Raw genomic sequence first — 17,046 nt, forward strand, 5'->3', positions numbered from 1 at the left:
GCGTCGCGTGTCCGTCGCGTTCGCACTCTTCCGGGACCTTCCCGCTTCCCGCTTCCCGCTTCCCGCTTCCCGCTTCCCGCTTCCCGCTTCCCGCTTCCCGCTTCCCGCTTTTCGGGGCGGTGGGCCTCGTCGTCGCCCTCGTCCTCCGCCTCGTGGCCGCGATTGGCGGGATGTTTGGAAACGCTCTCGAGGCGTCTGTGAATTTTTTTCACGAAATGCAGGCGGGTCGGTCCTGGGTAATTCCTCCTCTCCTTCGCATCGCGGCTTCTCCGCCCGGAGAAATCCCTTGGGCTCCGTGCGCCGGCTCCCTCCATGAGCGCCTTTCGCGGCGGTCGCTCACGGCCCCGCCTGGGCGGCGCGGTGGAGGGGCGATGCCTCGGGTCGGCATTCACCGGCAATTCACTGGTTTTTTGTGCTCTGTCGTCTTCATTGGCTTTAGGGATGCTGATATGGGTCTTTGCCCCTCTTCGTCGCGGCGTTGACAGGAATCCCTGACATTCGGGCGCCGATCTCCGTGGACATTTCTCTGGATCTGCGATCTCATATTTCCGCCAGCCCTTTGCGGAGCCTTTGTGGGATTCGGAGAAACGATGGCCAATTGGCGAAAGATGATGGGGGTCGCCGTCGCGTTCGCGACGGCGATCTGCTTCGGGGGCGTCGAGGCGCAGGCGTCGGCGGCGACGTCACCGGGAGACCTCAGGATCACCCGTTTCCTCGGCGAGCAGCGTCTGCCGCACAAGCTGCAGTTCGAGGGCACCACCGTCGGCGGCCTGTCCGGCATCGACCGCGATCCGCTCACCGACACGTGGTACTTCATCTCCGACGACCGGTGGCGCTACAACCCCGCCCGCTTCTACACCGGCAAGCTGGACATCAACCGGATCACCGGGCGGTTCGGCGGAGTGCGGCTCACCGGGGTCACCACCCTCCTGCGCCCTGACGGGACCCCCTACCCCGCCTACGGCCAGCCCGAGTCCGCCGACCCGGAGACGATCCGCTTCGACCGGTGGAGCCGCAAGCTCCTGTGGGGCCACGAGGGCGACAGGCCGGACGAGACGCACCCCGCCATCCCGGTCTCCGACCTGTTCCTCCGCTGGGTGGACCGTGACGGCCGCCACCTCGGCGAGCTGCCGATCCCCGGCAACCTGAAGCTGACCGACACCGCTTCCGGGCCCCGCCGCAACTTCGGCTTCGAGGGCCTGACCTTCACCCCCCGCACCATCGCCTCCATCGTCGAGGGCCCGCGATACGAGGACGGGGAGCCGCCGACCGTCGAGCGCGGCGCGCCCGCCCGCATCACCGTGTGGGGCCGCGACGGGCGGACGCGCGCGCAGTACGCCTATCCGATCGACCCGCTGCCCGCGGCGCCGATCCCGCCGACCGGCCTGACCGACAGCGGCGTCTCGGAGATCCTGGCGATCGACGACCACCGCTACCTCGCCCTGGAGCGCTCCTGGATCGAGGGCGTCAACTACCGGGTCAAGCTGTACGAGATCGATCTGCGCGGAGCGACGAACGTGCTCGGCAGGAACAGCCTGAAGGACGGCGAGCCGTACCGTCCCGTCTCCAAGCGCCTGGTCCGCGACTTCGCCTCCTCGGGGACGGCGGTGCAGAACCTCGAGAGCCTCGCCTGGGGGCCGCGCCTGGCCACGGGCGAATGCACGCTGGTGGTCGGCTCGGACGACAACTTCGACGACCGGGAGGTCACCCAGTTCCTCGCCTTCGCCGCCAGGGGCTGCTGACCGCGAGACGGCGATCCGGCACGGCCCGTCGCTCCCCTGGAGGCGGCGGGCCTGTCAGGCTCTCCCGCCGTGCGGTCACGCGCTCCGGATCCGGCCGCGCGGGCGCATCCCGGACGGTTAGCCTGGGGTGGGGCGTGAGGCTCTCCCCACCGCTGAGACCCACCGCTGAGCCCACCGCTGAAACAAGGAGGCGACGGTGTCCGAGGACCGTGAGGACGCACGGGGCCCGGAGGCGACCCGGCAGCCCGGCGACAAGGCGCACGAGTACGTCGTCGAGCGGGTCAGGGACATCACCAGGGAGGGCAAGGTCGTTTTCGAGACGCCCGGCGGGGGAGTCGACACCGGCCTGCGGAGGCTGATCCCGGTGACCTACGACATCGACCTCGACCACCCCGAGGTCAGGGAGACCGGCGAGGACAAGTGAGCGGTCCCGGTGGCGGCCGGGGCCGCCACCGGGACGTCTTGCATCCGCCCTCCGCCGCGGTGCGGCGAGAAGGCGGGTTCGCGGTCCTGTCCAGCCACATCGCCGCGATCTCCGGCGGCCCGGGGTCCCTCAGCCGCGCCGCCAGGAGTCTCAGACAGGCTGGGTCATGAACTCTGCGGCCTTCTCCGCGATCATGATGGCCGGGGCGTTGGTGTTGCCCGTCGTCACCGTCGGCATGATCGAGGCGTCCGCGACGCGCAGGCCCTCGACGCCGCGCACCCGCAGCCTGGCGTCGACCACCGCCTGGTCGTCGACGCCCATCCTGCAGGTGCCCGACTGGTGGTGGTAGGTGATGACGGTCTCGCGGATGTAGGCGTGCAGGCCCTCCGTGCTGTCGGCCAGAGAGCCGGGATAGAGCTCGTAGGCGTCCCACTCCTCGCGCAGCGCCGGAGCCGCCGCGATCTCCTGGCAGAGCCGTACGGCGGCGGCCAGCGCCGTCACGTCGGCGTGCCGGGACAGCACCCGAGGATCGATGAGCAGCGGGTCGGACGGGGAGGGGCCGGAAAGGCGGATGACGCCGTGACTGGCCGGACGGACCAGGCCCGCCATGAGCGAGACGCCGTCGGGCGGCCCCTCCATCCACCGCTCGTACAGCGGCGCGTCGAAGTGCAGCGGCTGCAGGTCGGGCACGGGCAGGTCGGGGTGGCTGCGCCAGAACAGGTGGCTCTGGGTGTGGGGGAGGCCGTGCGAAGGGGGGATCGGGCGGCCGGTCGCCACGATCACGGGCACCAGCCAGTGGTCCTGCAGGTTGCGCCCGACCCCCGGCAGGTCCGCCCGCACGGCGATGCCGTGCGAGCGCAGGTCGGCTGCGTCGCCCACCCCCGAGCGCATGAGGATCTCCGGGGAGCCGATGGCCCCCGCGCTCAGCACGACCTCCTGCCCGGCGAGGCCGTGCTCCAGCACGCCCTCGCGCTCCCACTCGACGCCGACGCACCGCTCGCCCTCGAACAGGAGCCTGTGGACCACCGCGCCGGTCACGAGGGTGAATCCCTCGCTGCCCAGGATCGGCTCCAGGTAGGCGTCCGCAGTCGTCCAGCGGCGGTGCTCGCGGATGGTGAACTGCATGAAGGACACGCCGTCCTGCGACGCCCCGTTGTAGTCCGGGTTGAACGGCAGCCCGGCCTGCTGGGCGGCCTCGACGATCGAGCGGTGGGCTGGCGACGGCTCGTATCCCGTCAGGATGTGCAGCGGCCCCTCCTGCCCCTCCTGCTCCTCCTGGGCGGAGTCGACGGCCTCGATCCTGTCGAAGACGGGCCGGACGTCCTTCCAGGTCCATCCGGGGTTGCCCCGCGCGGCCCAGTCGTCGTAGTCGGCCGGGTTGCCGCGCACCCAGATCATGGCGTTCAGGTTGTGCGACCCGCCGACGGCCCTGCCGCGCGGCAGGTGCAGGCGGCGGCCGTGGGCGTGCTCCTGCGGCACCGTGCGGTAGCCCCAGTCGAGAGGGGAGTCCCACAGCTCGTGCATCCGCGTCGGGTCGTCGACCGCGGGGAAACGCTGACCGCCGGGGCCCGCCTCGACGAGCAGCACGGAGGCGCCCGCGTCGAGGAGCCTGCGCGCGACCACGGAACCCGCGGAGCCGGCGCCGACCACGATCACGTCGGCCTGGAACCTGTTCGACGGCTCGCTCACGCGATCACCAGGCCGCCGTTGGGGCTGAGCGTCTGCCCGGTGAAGTAGCTGCCGGAGTCGCTCGCGAGAAAGGCCACCGTGTCGGCGATCTCGCGGGGCAGCCCGAAGCGTCCCATGGCGATCCGCTCCTCGAGGTCGGCGCGCATCCGGCCCCCGATGACCGAGCCGAGCGGGGTCTCGACGTAGCCGGGGGCCACGCAGTTGACGCGGACGCCGTACGGCGCGACGTCGCGGGCCACCGCCCTGGTCAGCGCCTGGATCCCGCCCTTGGCCGCGGAGTAGTGCGGCAGGTGCTCGCAGCCGGTGAGCCCGCAGATCGAGGAGACGTTGACGATCACGCCGGAGCGCTGTCCGGTCATGACCCGCAGCGCCGCCCTGGTGCAGTAGAAGGTGCCGTCGAGGTGAACGGCGAGCATGTCCCGCCAGGCCTCGTCGGAGATGTTCACGGTCGCGTCGACGGCGGTGACCGGCGTGCCGTCCGTCCTCAGCTCCTCCAGACGCGTGTCGAGCCGGGCGAACGCGTCCTCCGCCTCCTGCCCGCCGCGCACCCCGGCGTTGTTCACCAGGATGTCCAGACGGCCGTGGGAGGCCGCGACCTCGGCGATCACCGCGTCGACGGCGGACGAGTCGGAGACGTCGGCGACCCGCGCCTCCGCCTTCCTGAGCGTGCCCGCCGTCAGCTCGGCCGCCGCCTGTATCCGGTCGAGCACGACGACGGTCGCTCCGTCGGCGTCGAGGCGCCTGCAGATCGCCTCGCCGATGCCGGAGCCGCCTCCGGTGACCAGGGCGACCCTGTCTTTCAACGGGTTTTCGTGTGTGCTCACCTATATGTCCTTCCGCAAGGCGCGCGGTCGCGATGACAATCACGCTAACCACGTGTCAGTCTTTCGGCCCTCGCCGAAGGACGACCGGGTGAGCGAAAGACAAGGAGTGGTCACTCAGGGTCAAGTACGTTCACCGCCCTGTCCGTCAACCTTGGCGAAAGTTCGGTACGAGGAGATCCGCTACAAGAGACGGAGGACGCCGTGAGTGTCAACGACGTCGGGACGGAAGGGACTGCCGCGGCGGACGCCCCTAATGCTCCGGAGGGCGGTCCTGGGCGGTCGCCGTACGGGCGGGCAGGCGACCTGGCGCGTCGCGTCCCCGCGATGGAGTCCATGAGCGTGCTGGTCGCGACGGTCGCCCTGGTCGTCGTCATCGGCGTCATCCACCCGGACTTCCTGTCGGCGGGGCAGCTGCTCGACATGTTGCAGGCGTCGGTCTACGTCGGCCTGCTGGCCGGGGGCATGGCCTTCCTGATCTCCATGCGGGAGATCGACCTGTCCGTGGGATCGATGTTCGGGCTCTCCCTCATCAGCATGGGCCTGCTGATCAACCAGGGGTTCTCCCCCTGGCTCGCGGGCCTGCTCGGCGTCCTGCTCGGCGGCGTGCTCGGCCTGATCAACGCGCTCGTCGTGCAGTTCATCGGCATTCCGACCATCGTGGCGACGCTGGCCACGCTGTCGGTCTACCGGGGCCTGGCACTGGCCCTCAGCGAGGGGCAGCAGGTGACCGGCATGCCGGTCGACGACTCCTTCTTCACGATCCTCGGCGGCAAGGTCCTCGGCGTCCAGACGAGCATCTGGGTGCTGGTCGCCGTGACCGTCCTGCTCACGGTCGTCCTGCGGTTCACCTCCTTCGGATACCGGGTGCGCGCGATCGGCTCCAACCCCGACGCCGCGACGTTCTCCGGCATCTCGGCCAACCGGGTCAGGATGCAGGTCCTCGTGCTGATGGGGCTGCTCGCCGGCGTCGCCGCCGCCCTCGGGCTCGCCTTCTTCACCTCGGGCGACCCCAACATCGGCACCGGTTTCGAACTGCAGGCGATCGCCGCGGCCGTGATCGGCGGTACCCCGCTGCGCGGCGGCACCGCGACCGTGGTCGGCGCCGTCTTCGGCGGGATCCTGCTGGCGGTCGTGGGCAGCGGGCTCCAGTACTTCAACATCCCCGTCAACTGGAGCTCCTTCGCGACCGGAGCCGTGATCCTCCTGGCCGTCTCGCTGGACAGCCTGCTGCGCAGGCGCCGCAGGCGCAAGGACGCCGAACTGGGGCTCTGACCCCGCCACGTTCCAACGGGCCGCGCCTCCGAGCGGGGGCGGGCCCCGAGCAAGCCGGGTCCCCGGCGCACGGGCTGCGAGCCCGGAACGCCGTCCCCCGATCCCCCCATCCCGACGAACCCCGGCAATCCAGAGAAACCCAATTATCCCGAGATACCCAAAGACAATCCGAGGAGCCCATCCCCATGACCGCTGGACCGAGGCGCAGGGGCCTGCCGCGCCGCCGTACCTTCACCGCCCTGTCGATCCTCACCGTCTCGGCCGTCGCGCTCACCGCCTGTTCCTCGGGCTCGTCAGGCTCGGACACCGCGGGCGCCGGTGGCGCCGCCGACCCGAACAAGCCCCTGCGCATGGCGTTCATCTACGCGACCTCGACCCAGAACCCGTTCCAGGAGATGGCCTTCGGCTCGAAGGCCGCCGCCGACCAGGCGGGCAACGTCACGCTCAACCAGGCCGCGCCCGTCGGCGTCAACGGCCCCGCCCAGGTCCAGCTCTTCCAGTCCGCGATCAGGAACTCCCCCGACGGGATCGCGCTGGAGACGCTCACCCCCGACCTGTTCGTCCGGCCGCTGAACCAGGCCTCCGACCAGAACATCCCGCTGGCCGCGGTCGACACCGCGCCGCCGCCCGGCACGAAGGTCGGGCTCTACGTCGGCAACAGCAACGCCGAGCTCGGCACCGCGCTGGGCAACGAGTTCATCAAGCACGTGCCCGCCGACGCGAAGGGCGAGGTCGTCATCGGCAACGACATCCCCGGCCTCCAGCTGCTGGTGCAGCGGGCGGACGCGCTCATCGCGGTCATCAAGAAGGAACGCCCCGGCCTGACGATCAGCGGCCCGTACGACGCCAAGTCCGAGCCGACCGACAACTTCAACGCCTGGCAGGGGATCGTGAAGGCCCACCCGAAGGCCATCGCCTTCCTCGGCGTCGGTGGCCAGGACGGCGTCTCCCTGCCCCTGATCCAGCAGCAGACCGGCCGCAAGTTCCTCGCGGGCTCGGCGGACATCCCGCCGGAGGCGCTGAAGGCCGTCAAGGACGGCTACCTGTTCGCCCTGTCCTCCCCCGAGCACTGGCTCAAGGGGTACGTGGCGACGCGGCTGCTCATCGAGTCCAAGCGCACGGGCAAGCCGATGCCGACCGGCTGGTGGAACCCCGGCACGCTCATCGTGAACAAGGACAACGTCGACGAGATCATCAAGCGGCAGGCCGACCCGGCCAGCCGGGCCGCCTACTTCAAGGCCGTCGTCGACAAGCAGTTCGCCGACCCGAACTCCTACATCAAGCCCATCGCCGAGGCCGACTAGAAGACCGCGAGGCGGCCGGTTCCGCTCACAGGCCGGCCGCCTCGCCCGGCGGCGCCTCGCCCGGAACCGGGCGACGCCCCCCGACGCCGCGCCCCGGTACCGCGCGCCCCGGCGACCGTCAGGGGCCGGCGCACCCCACCCCACATGACCCGCCTGTGTAGCCGTAGTAGGAGGAGCGCGCATCATGGCGATCCTGGAAGCCAGGAACATCGGCAAGACGTACGGAGGCGTCGTCGCCCTGAAGGACGCCGGCATCCACGTCGAGGCGGGATCCGTCCACGCCCTCCTCGGGGAGAACGGCGCGGGCAAGTCGACGCTGATCAAGATCATGTCGGGCGCGGTCACGCCCGACCGGGGCCGCCTGCTGCTCAACGGGCAGGAGGTTCGCTTCCGCGACACCGGAGAGGCCGCCCGCCAGGGCGTCGCCATCGTCTCCCAGGAGCTCAACCTCTTTCCCGACCTCGACGTCCTGGCCAACCTCTACCCGGTGACGGGGCCGCGCCGAGGACCGTTCGTCGACCGCGCCGCCATGACCGAGGCCGCCGAGCCCGTGCTGGAGCAACTCGGCCTGAAGGTCTCGCTGCGCACGCGACTCGGGGATCTGTCCCTGGCGCAGCGCCAGCTCGTCGAGATCGCGAGGGCCCTGCTGACCAGGCCGCGCGTCCTGATCCTGGACGAACCGACGTCCGCGCTCGAACAGGCCAGCGCCGACCGGCTGCTGAACGTCGTGCGGGTCCTGCGCGAGCACGAGGTCGGCGTCGTCTTCGTCTCGCACATCCTCGAGGAGGTCATGGCGCTCAGCGACGTCATCACCGTCCTGCGCAACGGCCAGGTCGTCATGGAGGCGAGGGAACGAGGGACGCTCTCCATGCAGGAGGTCGTCACGGCCATGCTGGGGGACAGGCCCGCCCAGGAGAAGGGGCGCACGCCCCTCGCGGCGTCCCCGGTCCAGGCAGGCGACGCGGAGGCGGCCGTACGGCCCGCGGAGGGTGCGGACCGTACGGCGGGCACAGGTGGCGCGGACGGTCCCGTGGGTCGTGCCGGCCGTGCCGCGGACGGCGCGCTCAGGATCGTCGACGCAGGCGCCCAGGGGGTGCTCGCCGACGTGTCGCTCACCGTGCGGCCCGGGGAGATCCTCGGACTCGCCGGGCTGGCCGGGTCGGGCCACCAGGCGACCCTGGAACTGGTCGCGGGCCTGCGCAGGGTGGAGACCGGTGAGGTGCGGCTGCCCTCGGGGCGTCCGGTGCCCCGGGGCCTGCGCCGCAGCATCGCGGCGGGCGTGGCCGTCGTCTCCGGCGACCGGCGGCGCTTCGGCCTCATGCTGGACAAGCCGATCTGGGAGAACATCGCCCAGGTGCGGGCCGTGGCGCTCGGCCGCGACGGCGCGTTCCTACGCCGTACGGCGCTGCGCGAACGCGCGCGCGACCACGGGGAGCGGATGAGCCTGCGCTGCGCGAGCGTCGACCAGCGCACCGGGCTGCTGTCCGGCGGCAACCAGCAGAAGGTCGTGCTCGCCAAGTGGCTCGACGCCAACCCCTCCGTGCTGCTGCTCGACGACCCGACCCGGGGCGTCGACGTGGGGGCCAAGGCGGAGATGCACGCGCTGATCAGGTCCGCGACCGAGGCGGGGACGGTCACCCTGCTCTGTTCGACCGACGTGGAGGAGCTCGCCTCGCTCTGCGACCGGGTGGCCGTCTTCTACCGGGGGAAGGTCGCCGCGACCCTCGCGGGCGACGACCTGAACCAGCACCGCATTCTGGAGATCATGAACACCGGTCAGGACTGACGTCCTCCCCGGCCTGAGGGCTGGGGAGCCAGCCCGCGTTCAGGTGGCGGCGTCCCGCTGTCCGGCCTGCGGCGCCGACTCCACGAGGGCCGAGACCGCGACGCCGCCGTGCGCGTCCCGTGTCAGCCGGTACTCCCGTGGGGAGACGCCGTAGGTGGCCTTGAACAGCCGGCTGAAGTGGGCGGCGTCGACGAAGCCCCAGTGCGCGGCGACCGTGCTGACCGAGAGCGACCACTGCTCGGGGTCGACCAGGTCGCGGCGGCAGTGCTCCAGCCTGCGTTCGCGGATGAACCGGGAAACCGTGGTGCCCTCCATCCTGAAGAGCTTGTGCAGGTAGCCGGTGGAGATGTGCACCGCCGCCGCCACCGTGTCCGGGGTGAGGTTGCCGTCGTCCAGGTGCGCCTCGATGAACGTCCTGATGCGCAGCAGGAGCGTCTGGGGCGAGCTGGGCGGCGGAGCCCCGTGCTTGCCGAGCCGCTCGGAGAACAGGGTCGTGAGCAGGTCGAGGATGTTGTCGGCCAGCTGCAGGGACTGGTTCTCCCCGATCTCGTCCATCTTGGTGACGAGGTTCATCAGCAGCGGTGAGACCAGCGCCCCCAGCCCCTGACGGCCGGACACGCGGTTGGCCGTCACCTGGTGCATCTCCTCGCGCCGCAGCCTCAGGAACCGCTGGGGGAACATCAGCACCAGCATCCGGCACGTGTTGTCGAAGGCGACGGTGTACGGTCTGCCGGTGTCGTACACGGCGAGGTCGCCCGGGGTGAGCGGGGCCTCGCGCCCGTCCTGCATGACCAGGCAGTAGCCCTGCAGCGGCATGCTCAGCTTGTAGTAGTCCGTCTCCGACCTGGCGATCAGGCGACGGGTCCGCTCCGCCTTGTGGGCGTCGGCGGCGACGTCGCTCACCAGCATCACGCCCAGGTTCCGGGTGCGGATCTGCCCCCTGAACGTGTCGTCCTGGGCGAGGGTCATGTCCAGCGGCACGAACGCCTCGGAGATCGACGAACGCCAGAAATCGGCGCGCTCACGGGCGGGCAGGTCGGCTGTGCGCAGTAGAGACGACATGCTTCCTCCGGCAGAGACGGTGCATCCAGCTGCAGAAATGCTGCATCCCACGCCATCGTTTGGCAATGCTCCCGCATCGTGCTCGTCATATGAGCGTAACCGGAACCCCGCTGGAGCGTGTCAGGCAAGTGCTGTGCCGTCAGAGACAAGGCTTGTCCGCCCTTCACCCCTTACAACTGAATGGACCGCCCATGCCGGGCGGTCGATGGGTGACAGCGACACACGGGGAGGGCGTGGCGGACATGGCAGCGTCGACGTTTCTACGACCGCAGGACAGCGAGCTCGAGGCCCCCGTCCTGGAGCGGCCGGGCAGGCTGCTCATCGGCGGGGAGTGGGGATCCGGCGCCTCCGGCCGGACCTTCACGACCTACGACCCGGCGACGGCCGCCCCGCTGGGCGAACTCGCCGAGGCGGACGCGGCCGACGTGGACGCCGCGGTCCAGGCGGCCAGGCGGGCGCTGCGCGACCCGGCCTGGGCCCAGATGTCGCCCGCGCAGCGCGCCCAGGTGCTCTGGCGGATCGCCGAGCTGATCGAGGCCAACGGCGACGAGTTGGCCTACCTGGAGACCCGGGACCAGGGCCAGCCGCTGGGGGTCGCCAGGGGAGTCTCCGTCACGGGCGCGGCCGAGCACTTCCGCTACTACGCGGGCTGGACGACCAAGATCGAGGGGGCCACGGCCCCGATCTCGCTGCCGAACACGCTGCACTACTCCCGCAGGGAGCCGGTGGGCGTCTGCGCGCTGATCACGCCGTGGAACTTCCCCCTCATGATCCTGACCTGGAAGCTCGCCCCGGCGCTCGCCTGCGCCAACACCGTGATCATCAAGCCGGCCGAGCAGACCTCGCTGACCGCGCTGCGGCTCGCCGAGCTCTGCCTCGAGGCGGGGGTGCCCGCAGGAGTCGTCAACCTCCTCACCGGCGGCCCCGACGTCGGCCGGGCCCTGGTCGCCCACTCCGGCGTCGACAAGGTGTCCTTCACCGGCTCGACCGCCGTCGGCCGCGAGATCATGCGCGTCTCCGCGGACAACCTGAAGCGGGTCACCCTGGAGCTGGGGGGCAAGACCCCCACCATCGTGGCGCACGACGCCGACCTCGACCGGGCGGTCGCCGGGTGCGTCCAGGGCGCGCTGTTCAACAGCGGCCAGGTGTGCGCGGCCTACTCCAGGTTCTACGTCGACCGCAGGCGGGTGGACGAGTTCACCGAGAAGGCCGCTGCGGCCGCCGCCGCCCTGCGGCTCGGCCCCGGCCTGTCCGACTCGACCGACCTGGGCCCCCTCGTCACCGAGGAGCACCTGCGCAGCGTCGACGGGTACGTGCGCTCGGGCGTCGACCAGGGCGCCGAGCTGGTCACGGGTGGCCTGCGGGCCGACGGGGACCTCGAGAAGGGCTTCTTCTACCGCCCGACCGTCTTCGCCGGGGTGACCGACGACATGACGATCGCCCGCGAGGAGATCTTCGGCCCGGTGATCCCCGTCCTCGCCTACGACGACCTGGACGACATCGCGGACCGGGCCAACGACAGCGAGTTCGGGCTGGCCGCCTCCGTGTGGACCAACGACCTGTCCACGGCGCACACCCTGGCCGCCGCCGTACGGGCGGGCTCGGTGTTCGTCAACATGCTCCACGTCCCCGACCCCGCCGCCCCCTGGGGCGGTTTCAAGGCCAGCGGCATCGGGCGCGAGATGGGCCCGTACGCCCTGGAGGCCTACACCGAGGTCAAGGGCGTCTTCGTCAACCTCGACCGGTGACGGGCGCGAGCCCGGCAGGCTGACGGGGAGGTCCCCATGAGCCGCCGGTGCGCCTCACGCGGCGGGCCCCGCGTGAGGCGCACCGGCTTTTTCGTCCCGTGCCGCCCGGCGTCACGGGACAACTTCTCTTCGTGTTCACCGAGGCTTCGGCGCCAGGACGCCGGACGCGGATACCTTCCTGGTCACATCTGATGACTTGTTCATGAAGGAAAGCGTCATGTCGCGTTCACTCATCACCGCGCTGGCCGTCGCCGCAGCGCTCACCACCACGGTCGCCGGTCCCGCGGCCGCGACACCGGTGCGGACACCGCGGGTCACCTCCGACGTGACGTTGCCCGCGCCGAGCCTGGCCGCGTTCGAGCCGGGGATCGTGAAGGACGACAGGGGCGTCAAGCTGGGCGGCGTCGGCAGCGGGCTGTACCCCGCGGAGCGCCCCGGCGAGTACTGGATGGTGACCGACCGCGGCCCGAACGGCGAGCCGAAGGTCAACGGGGAGAAGCGGCGCACGTTCCCGGTGCCCGAGTTCGCGCCCGCCATCGTGCGCGTGGCCGTACGGCACGGCGTCGCGAAGATCGTCAAGACCGTCCCGCTGAGGAAGTCCGACGGCACGCCGATCAGCGGCCTGTCGAACCAGGCGGGCCACGACGAGACGCCCTACGGCTGGGACGGCGTGAACCAGCTGTCCTACGACCCGAACGGGCTGGACACCGAGGACGTCGTCACCGACGGGCGCGGCGGTTTCTGGCTGGTCGAGGAGTACGCCCCCTCGCTGGTGCACGTGGCCGCGGACGGGCACATCCTGGCCAGGCACGTCCCCAAGGGCCTCGGCCTCACCGGGGCGGGGTACCCCGTGCACGAGACGCTGCCCGCGATCTTCGCCACCCGTCAGCAGAACCGCGGCTTCGAGGCGCTGGGCGTCTCGCACGCCGAGCGCGCCCTGTACCTCGCCGTGCAGAGTCCGCTGGCCAACCCCGACAAGAAGACCGGCAAGGCCTCCAGCGTCGCCAGGATCCTGCGGGTCGACCTCCGCACCGGCAGGCCGACCGGCGAGTGGGCCTACACCATGGAGAACGTCGCGACCTTCGACCCGGCCGCCGAGCAGGGCGACATGAAGATCTCCGCCCTCACCGTGCTGAGGCCGGGCCGCCTGCTCCTGCAGGAGCGCACCGACGCCGTGGCCCGCCTCTACACCGTCGACCTGCGCCGGGCGACCGACCTCCTCGGCGGCGTCCACGACGACCCGGCGACCACGCCGTCGCTCGAGGCCTCCACCCCCGCGGACGTCACCGTCGCGGCCAAGTCCCTGGCCGTCGACCTGGCCGCGGTGCCCGGCCTGCCCGGCAAGATCGAGGGCGTCGCGGTCCTCGATCCCAGGACGATCGCCGTCGCCAACGACAACGACTTCGGCGTCGGCTCCTTCGGGCCCGACGGCCGTCTGATCGACTCCGGCGTGACCAGCCGCATCCTGACCATCCGCCTTCCCCGCCCCCTGCTGTAGGGCGACCGCCCTGCCGAGGGCGCGGCTCTCGACAGGGTGTGGGGCGGCCCGCTCACCGGCGGGTCGCCCCACACATCGGGGGAGACGGCGGTTCGACGACCCCGGCGGGTTCGCGGCGAGGTCAGGTGATCGCCTCGACCGCGGCGACGACTCCTCCCACGACCACCCCCACGACGACGATCAACGGGCTGCCCTTCGCCGCGGCGACGGCGTGGAAGCGCAGATCCCGGTACTCCTCCATGCCCTCCGTCCCCGGCAGCGCCAGGAGACGGGGACGCAGGCCCGCGAAGACGATCCAGTCGACGACGACCAGGTCATAGACGCTCAGCGTGAGGAAGCCGACCGCCCCGACGACGGCCGCCCTGAGGAAACCGACGTCGCCGCCGAGCTCCGCCCCGAGTCGCGACATCGCCAGGACCATGAGGGGGACGCAGCACCCGCCCCAGAAGAACAGGCCGAAGCCGATCGCGGTACGGCGGCCGCGCACGCTCTTCGGCCTGCCGTATCTCTCCCGGACGGCGGGCGGGTAGTCGTCGAGCAGGAAGTCGCGGCCGACGGCGGCCCCCACGAACAGGGCGACGGTGAACAGAACGCTCACCACCAGCCCATACGTGACACCGTAACCGACGAGCACGGACCACTCCATGACATCCTCCGGCATTGATGTTAGGGAAGCCTTGCCTAACATACGCGGCATCATCATGGGATTCGAGGACTCGCGGTGACCTTCGTCGCCGTCGGCGAGAGCGGCTCCCCGCCTGCGCCGCAGGCCGCCGGACATCAGGCCGGTTTCTCATGATTGGACCGGGACTGAGCCGGTGCGGCTGCCTACTGTGGTCCTCATGCGTTCTCAACACGGCTCCCGGCTCCACCCCCGGCTCGACGACGACCTTCGCCACCTGCCCGAACTGCTGGAGGCCACCCGGGCCTACGCCGTACGGATCCTGCGCGGCCTGGACGAGCGGCCGGTCGCCGGGACGCCCGCCCCGTCGGCCCCCTCGGCGCTGCCGGAGCGCGGCGCCGGTCTGGCCGGGGCTATGGAGACGTTCGCCCGGCGCTGGGAGCCCGGGTTCTCGGGCAGCGCGGGCCCCCGCTACCTGGGTTTCGTCACCGGCGGCGCGACCCCGGCCGCGCTGGCGGGCGACTGGCTGACCGGCACGCTCGACCAGAACCCCACCTCGGCCCTCGACTCCGGGGCCCAGGACCTCGAGCGCGAGACGCTCGCCTGGCTGCGCGAGTTGTTCGGCCTGTCCGAGGAACACTCGGGGATCTTCGTCAGCGGCGCGACGATGTCGAACGTCACAGGCCTGGCGATCGCGCGCGAATGGCTGGGCGAACAGCGCGGCGTCTCGGTGGCCGAGGAGGGAGCGGCGGCGCTCGGCCCGGTGCGGGTGCTGTCGGGCAGCCCGCACTCCAGCGTCGGCAAGGCGCTGTCCATGCTGGGGCTGGGCCGTGCGGCCCTGCGCCAGGTGGACGTCCTGCCGGGCAGGGAGGCGGTCGACGTCGCGAGACTCGCCGACGAGCTGGCCGCGCTCGACGGGCGGCCCGCGATCGTGGTGGCCAACGCGGGCACCGTGAACACGGTCGACTTCGACGACCTGCGCGCGATCGCGGAGCTGCGCGAGCGGTACCCGTTCTGGATGCACGTGGACGCCGCCTTCGGCGCGTTCGCCGCGCTCTCTCCCGAGCACGCCCACCTGGTCGACGGGCTGGCCGAGGCCGACTCGGTCTGCGTCGACCTGCACAAGTGGCTGAACGTCCCCTACGACGGCGCGGTGCAGTTCACCAGGCGTCGCGACCTGCAGGCCCGGGTCTTCCGGAACGCCGCCGCCTACCTGGGGCCGCTGGGCGAGACCCCGGACTTCATCCATCTCACCCCGGAGAACTCCCGTCGCCTGCGCGCGCTTCCCGCCTGGTTCACCCTGGCGGCCTACGGGCGCGAGGGACACGCGGAGATCGTCCGGCGTGACATCGCCATGGCGGCCAGGCTCGGCGAGCTGGTCGACGCGATGCCCGCCTACCGCCTGCTGGCCCCGGTCCGGCTCAACGTGGTGTGCTTCACCCTCGCCGCCGCCCCCGAACGCGTCGGCGAGCTGGCCGCCGCGATCGCCGCCTCGGGCGAGGCGTTCCTCACGCCCACCGTCTACGACGGGCTGCCCGCCCTGCGCGCGGCCTTCAGCAACTGGCGCACCACCGATGCCGACGTCCGGCGCGTGGCCGAGGTCCTGGAGGCGTTCCGGCCGTGACCGCCGCCGTACGGACCGGCGCCCGTGACGCTCCGCCCGGCCGGGCCGCGATCCACGCAATCGGACGGACCTCCCCTGTGCGATGACCCGGCCCGCCGTTCCTTTCCGAGGAGACACAGTCGGCCGGAAGAATCACCCTCACGAAAGCCGGGCACGACAACTTTCCTCGAAGGGGCAACAGATCAACACTTTTCACCGTCATCCCCGATGCCCAGACTGTGAGATGTGTGCACCACTCAGTTGGCCCGTTCGGGAAACACCCCTTCACGACGCGTTTCCAGCGTGGTGAAGGTCGATCGACGCCACGTGGGAGTGGCGTCCAGGAGGCGCCGCGTTTCCGCCCGGCGTGGGTTCTTCCGGCCGGGCGAGCGGGGGCTCAGGTTGCGTCGAGAGAAAAACGCCCCGTTCCCGGGAGTCACCGGGTGACGCGGGCCGGATCCAAGCCAGGGCATCGGGACCTCGGGGGCTGTCCTGGACGGGAGATCGAGCGGTGTGCGCGGGCCGGCGGAGTAACGGCGGGAAATGACTCGCCGGGACGACGGCCCGCCCGCGCCGTGCCGGTGTGAACGGGAGCATTCGCCATGGGACGCCGACGTCGCGGGGGAAAGACGTCGGCATGGCGGCGGCGCCGCGGGGGGCGCCGCCGTCATGACGGCGACTGTCGCTCCGAGCCTTCGGGAGGCCGGAGACGGACAGATCCTGGAACCGCACGCGTCGCCGATCCCCCGATTCGGCGTACGGAGCACAAGGCCTGTCCAAGGCGAGCGATAAGGAATGGTCCATGTCGGCGAGCGTGGGGGACGTGCGAGGCCGGATGTCAAGCGAAGAGGTGCGCCTACTGCGCTGGCCTGTCCAGCGTGAGATGCGTGAACGATTCCGCTCTCTCAAAATACCGCGCATTCTGGTCGTGGAGGCCGGAGTCGAGGCTCCCGTGTGCGACGACATCTACGAGGACTGGGTGCGCGCTCCGATCGCGTCGAAAGACCTCCAGTCCCGTATCGACGCGCTGGTCCGCAGATATCACAAGAGCAGGCTTCCATTCCTCGACGAGGGCGGGGTCCTGCGTTTCTCCTCCCGTTCGGTGACCCTCTCGCCCAGGCAGGCCGAGCTCCTGGACCTTCTCATCTCCCGTTTCGGCGAGGTCGTGCCACGCGAGGCCCTGTGGTTCAGGCTCTGCCAGGAGAGCGGCGGACTGAAGACGAGGAACGCGCTGGACCTGCACATGATGCGCATCCGGCAGCGGGTCACCCCGCTCGGTCTCACGGTCCGCACCGTCTGGGGACGCGGGTACGTCCTCGACACGGAGCCGGAGATGAAGTCCGTCGCACCGTGACGGCACCGGTCACGACTCTGTCCGTGACGGCACCGGTCACGACTCTGTCCGTGACGGCACCGGTCACGACTCTGTCCGTGACGGCACCGGTCACGACTCTGTCCGTGACGGCACCGGT

General features: G+C 71.0%; 13 protein-coding genes. 9 read left to right on the plus strand and 4 right to left on the minus strand.

Annotated elements, in window-relative coordinates; genetic code table 11:
- The first annotated feature begins 590 nt into the window (after positions 1-590).
- Together PKF00_RS39335 and PKF00_RS39340 are read left to right on the plus strand one after the other, a co-directional pair.
- Positions 591-1,742, plus strand: coding sequence for an esterase-like activity of phytase family protein (locus PKF00_RS39335; RefSeq protein WP_271222844.1), 1,152 nt, complete (start codon positions 591-593; stop codon positions 1,740-1,742).
- 196 nt (positions 1,743-1,938) lie between these two features.
- Positions 1,939-2,166 (plus strand): hypothetical protein, encoded by a 228-nt coding sequence (locus PKF00_RS39340; protein ID WP_271222845.1) that lies wholly within the window; start codon positions 1,939-1,941, stop codon positions 2,164-2,166.
- 150 nt (positions 2,167-2,316) lie between these two features.
- Here the strand turns inward: PKF00_RS39340 and PKF00_RS39345 are convergent, their stop codons facing one another.
- Positions 2,317-3,855 (minus strand): GMC family oxidoreductase, encoded by a 1,539-nt coding sequence (locus PKF00_RS39345; RefSeq protein ID WP_271222846.1) that lies wholly within the window; start codon positions 3,853-3,855, stop codon positions 2,317-2,319.
- The gene (locus PKF00_RS39350) at positions 3,852-4,679 is read right to left on the minus strand and encodes an SDR family NAD(P)-dependent oxidoreductase (protein WP_271222847.1); all 828 of its coding nucleotides are present in this window, start codon (positions 4,677-4,679) and stop codon (positions 3,852-3,854) included. Before PKF00_RS39350 ends, PKF00_RS39345 begins: the two co-directional genes overlap by 4 nt.
- 201 nt (positions 4,680-4,880) lie before the next feature.
- Here PKF00_RS39350 and PKF00_RS39355 point away from each other — a divergent pair, with 201 nt between their 5' ends.
- The 3 genes from PKF00_RS39355 (at position 4,881) to PKF00_RS39365 (ending at position 9,041) form a co-directional block, all read left to right on the plus strand.
- A complete protein-coding gene (locus tag PKF00_RS39355) occupies positions 4,881-5,951 on the plus strand; it encodes an ABC transporter permease (protein WP_271222848.1) in 1,071 nt (356 codons plus the stop codon).
- Between the two features lie 185 nt (positions 5,952-6,136).
- A complete protein-coding gene (locus tag PKF00_RS39360) occupies positions 6,137-7,255 on the plus strand; it encodes a sugar ABC transporter substrate-binding protein (RefSeq protein WP_271222849.1) in 1,119 nt (372 codons plus the stop codon).
- A gap of 184 nt (positions 7,256-7,439) precedes the next feature.
- A complete protein-coding gene (locus tag PKF00_RS39365; RefSeq protein ID WP_271222850.1) occupies positions 7,440-9,041 on the plus strand; it encodes a sugar ABC transporter ATP-binding protein in 1,602 nt (533 codons plus the stop codon).
- Between the two features lie 39 nt (positions 9,042-9,080).
- Here PKF00_RS39365 and PKF00_RS39370 read toward each other — a convergent pair whose 3' ends face one another.
- A complete protein-coding gene (locus PKF00_RS39370; protein WP_271222851.1) occupies positions 9,081-10,103 on the minus strand; it encodes an AraC-like ligand-binding domain-containing protein in 1,023 nt (340 codons plus the stop codon).
- Between the two features lie 242 nt (positions 10,104-10,345).
- On the opposite strand from PKF00_RS39370, the gene PKF00_RS39375 reads away from it, so the two are divergent.
- Together PKF00_RS39375 and PKF00_RS39380 are read left to right on the plus strand one after the other, a co-directional pair.
- The gene (locus tag PKF00_RS39375; RefSeq protein ID WP_271222852.1) at positions 10,346-11,851 is read left to right on the plus strand and encodes an aldehyde dehydrogenase family protein; all 1,506 of its coding nucleotides are present in this window, start codon (positions 10,346-10,348) and stop codon (positions 11,849-11,851) included.
- Positions 11,852-12,068: 217 nt separating this feature from the next.
- Complete coding sequence (locus tag PKF00_RS39380) at positions 12,069-13,349, plus strand: esterase-like activity of phytase family protein (protein WP_271222853.1); 1,281 nt, start codon at positions 12,069-12,071, stop codon at positions 13,347-13,349.
- Between the two features lie 121 nt (positions 13,350-13,470).
- Here PKF00_RS39380 and PKF00_RS39385 read toward each other — a convergent pair whose 3' ends face one another.
- The gene (locus PKF00_RS39385) at positions 13,471-14,010 is read right to left on the minus strand and encodes a hypothetical protein (protein ID WP_271222854.1); all 540 of its coding nucleotides are present in this window, start codon (positions 14,008-14,010) and stop codon (positions 13,471-13,473) included.
- 181 nt (positions 14,011-14,191) lie between these two features.
- Here PKF00_RS39385 and PKF00_RS39390 point away from each other — a divergent pair, with 181 nt between their 5' ends.
- Both PKF00_RS39390 and PKF00_RS39395 read left to right on the plus strand, forming a co-directional pair.
- Positions 14,192-15,595: a pyridoxal phosphate-dependent decarboxylase family protein gene (locus PKF00_RS39390; protein WP_271222855.1), complete on the plus strand. Its 1,404-nt coding sequence runs from the start codon at positions 14,192-14,194 to the stop codon at positions 15,593-15,595.
- Between the two features lie 862 nt (positions 15,596-16,457).
- Positions 16,458-16,928 (plus strand): helix-turn-helix domain-containing protein, encoded by a 471-nt coding sequence (locus PKF00_RS39395; protein WP_271222856.1) that lies wholly within the window; start codon positions 16,458-16,460, stop codon positions 16,926-16,928.
- Positions 16,929-17,046 lie beyond the last annotated feature (118 nt).

The sequence above is a fragment of the Streptosporangium carneum genome, assembly GCF_027922005.1.
GTDB lineage: Bacteria > Actinomycetota > Actinomycetes > Streptosporangiales > Streptosporangiaceae > Streptosporangium > Streptosporangium carneum.

What these genes read in the sequence shown, in the direction of transcription:
- PKF00_RS39335 (WP_271222844.1), top strand. Translation starts at nt 591, where the DNA reads ATGGCCAATTGGCGAAAGATGATGGGGGTCGCCGTCGCGTTCGCGACG.
- PKF00_RS39360 (WP_271222849.1), top strand. Translation starts at nt 6,137, where the DNA reads ATGACCGCTGGACCGAGGCGCAGGGGCCTGCCGCGCCGCCGTACCTTC.
- PKF00_RS39365 (WP_271222850.1), top strand. Translation starts at nt 7,440, where the DNA reads ATGGCGATCCTGGAAGCCAGGAACATCGGCAAGACGTACGGAGGCGTC.
- PKF00_RS39370 (WP_271222851.1), bottom strand. Translation starts at nt 10,103, where the DNA reads ATGTCGTCTCTACTGCGCACAGCCGACCTGCCCGCCCGTGAGCGCGCC.
- PKF00_RS39375 (WP_271222852.1), top strand. Translation starts at nt 10,346, where the DNA reads ATGGCAGCGTCGACGTTTCTACGACCGCAGGACAGCGAGCTCGAGGCC.
- PKF00_RS39380 (WP_271222853.1), top strand. Translation starts at nt 12,069, where the DNA reads ATGTCGCGTTCACTCATCACCGCGCTGGCCGTCGCCGCAGCGCTCACC.
- PKF00_RS39385 (WP_271222854.1), bottom strand. Translation starts at nt 14,010, where the DNA reads ATGCCGGAGGATGTCATGGAGTGGTCCGTGCTCGTCGGTTACGGTGTC.
- PKF00_RS39390 (WP_271222855.1), top strand. Translation starts at nt 14,192, where the DNA reads ATGCGTTCTCAACACGGCTCCCGGCTCCACCCCCGGCTCGACGACGAC.
- PKF00_RS39395 (WP_271222856.1), top strand. Translation starts at nt 16,458, where the DNA reads ATGCGTGAACGATTCCGCTCTCTCAAAATACCGCGCATTCTGGTCGTG.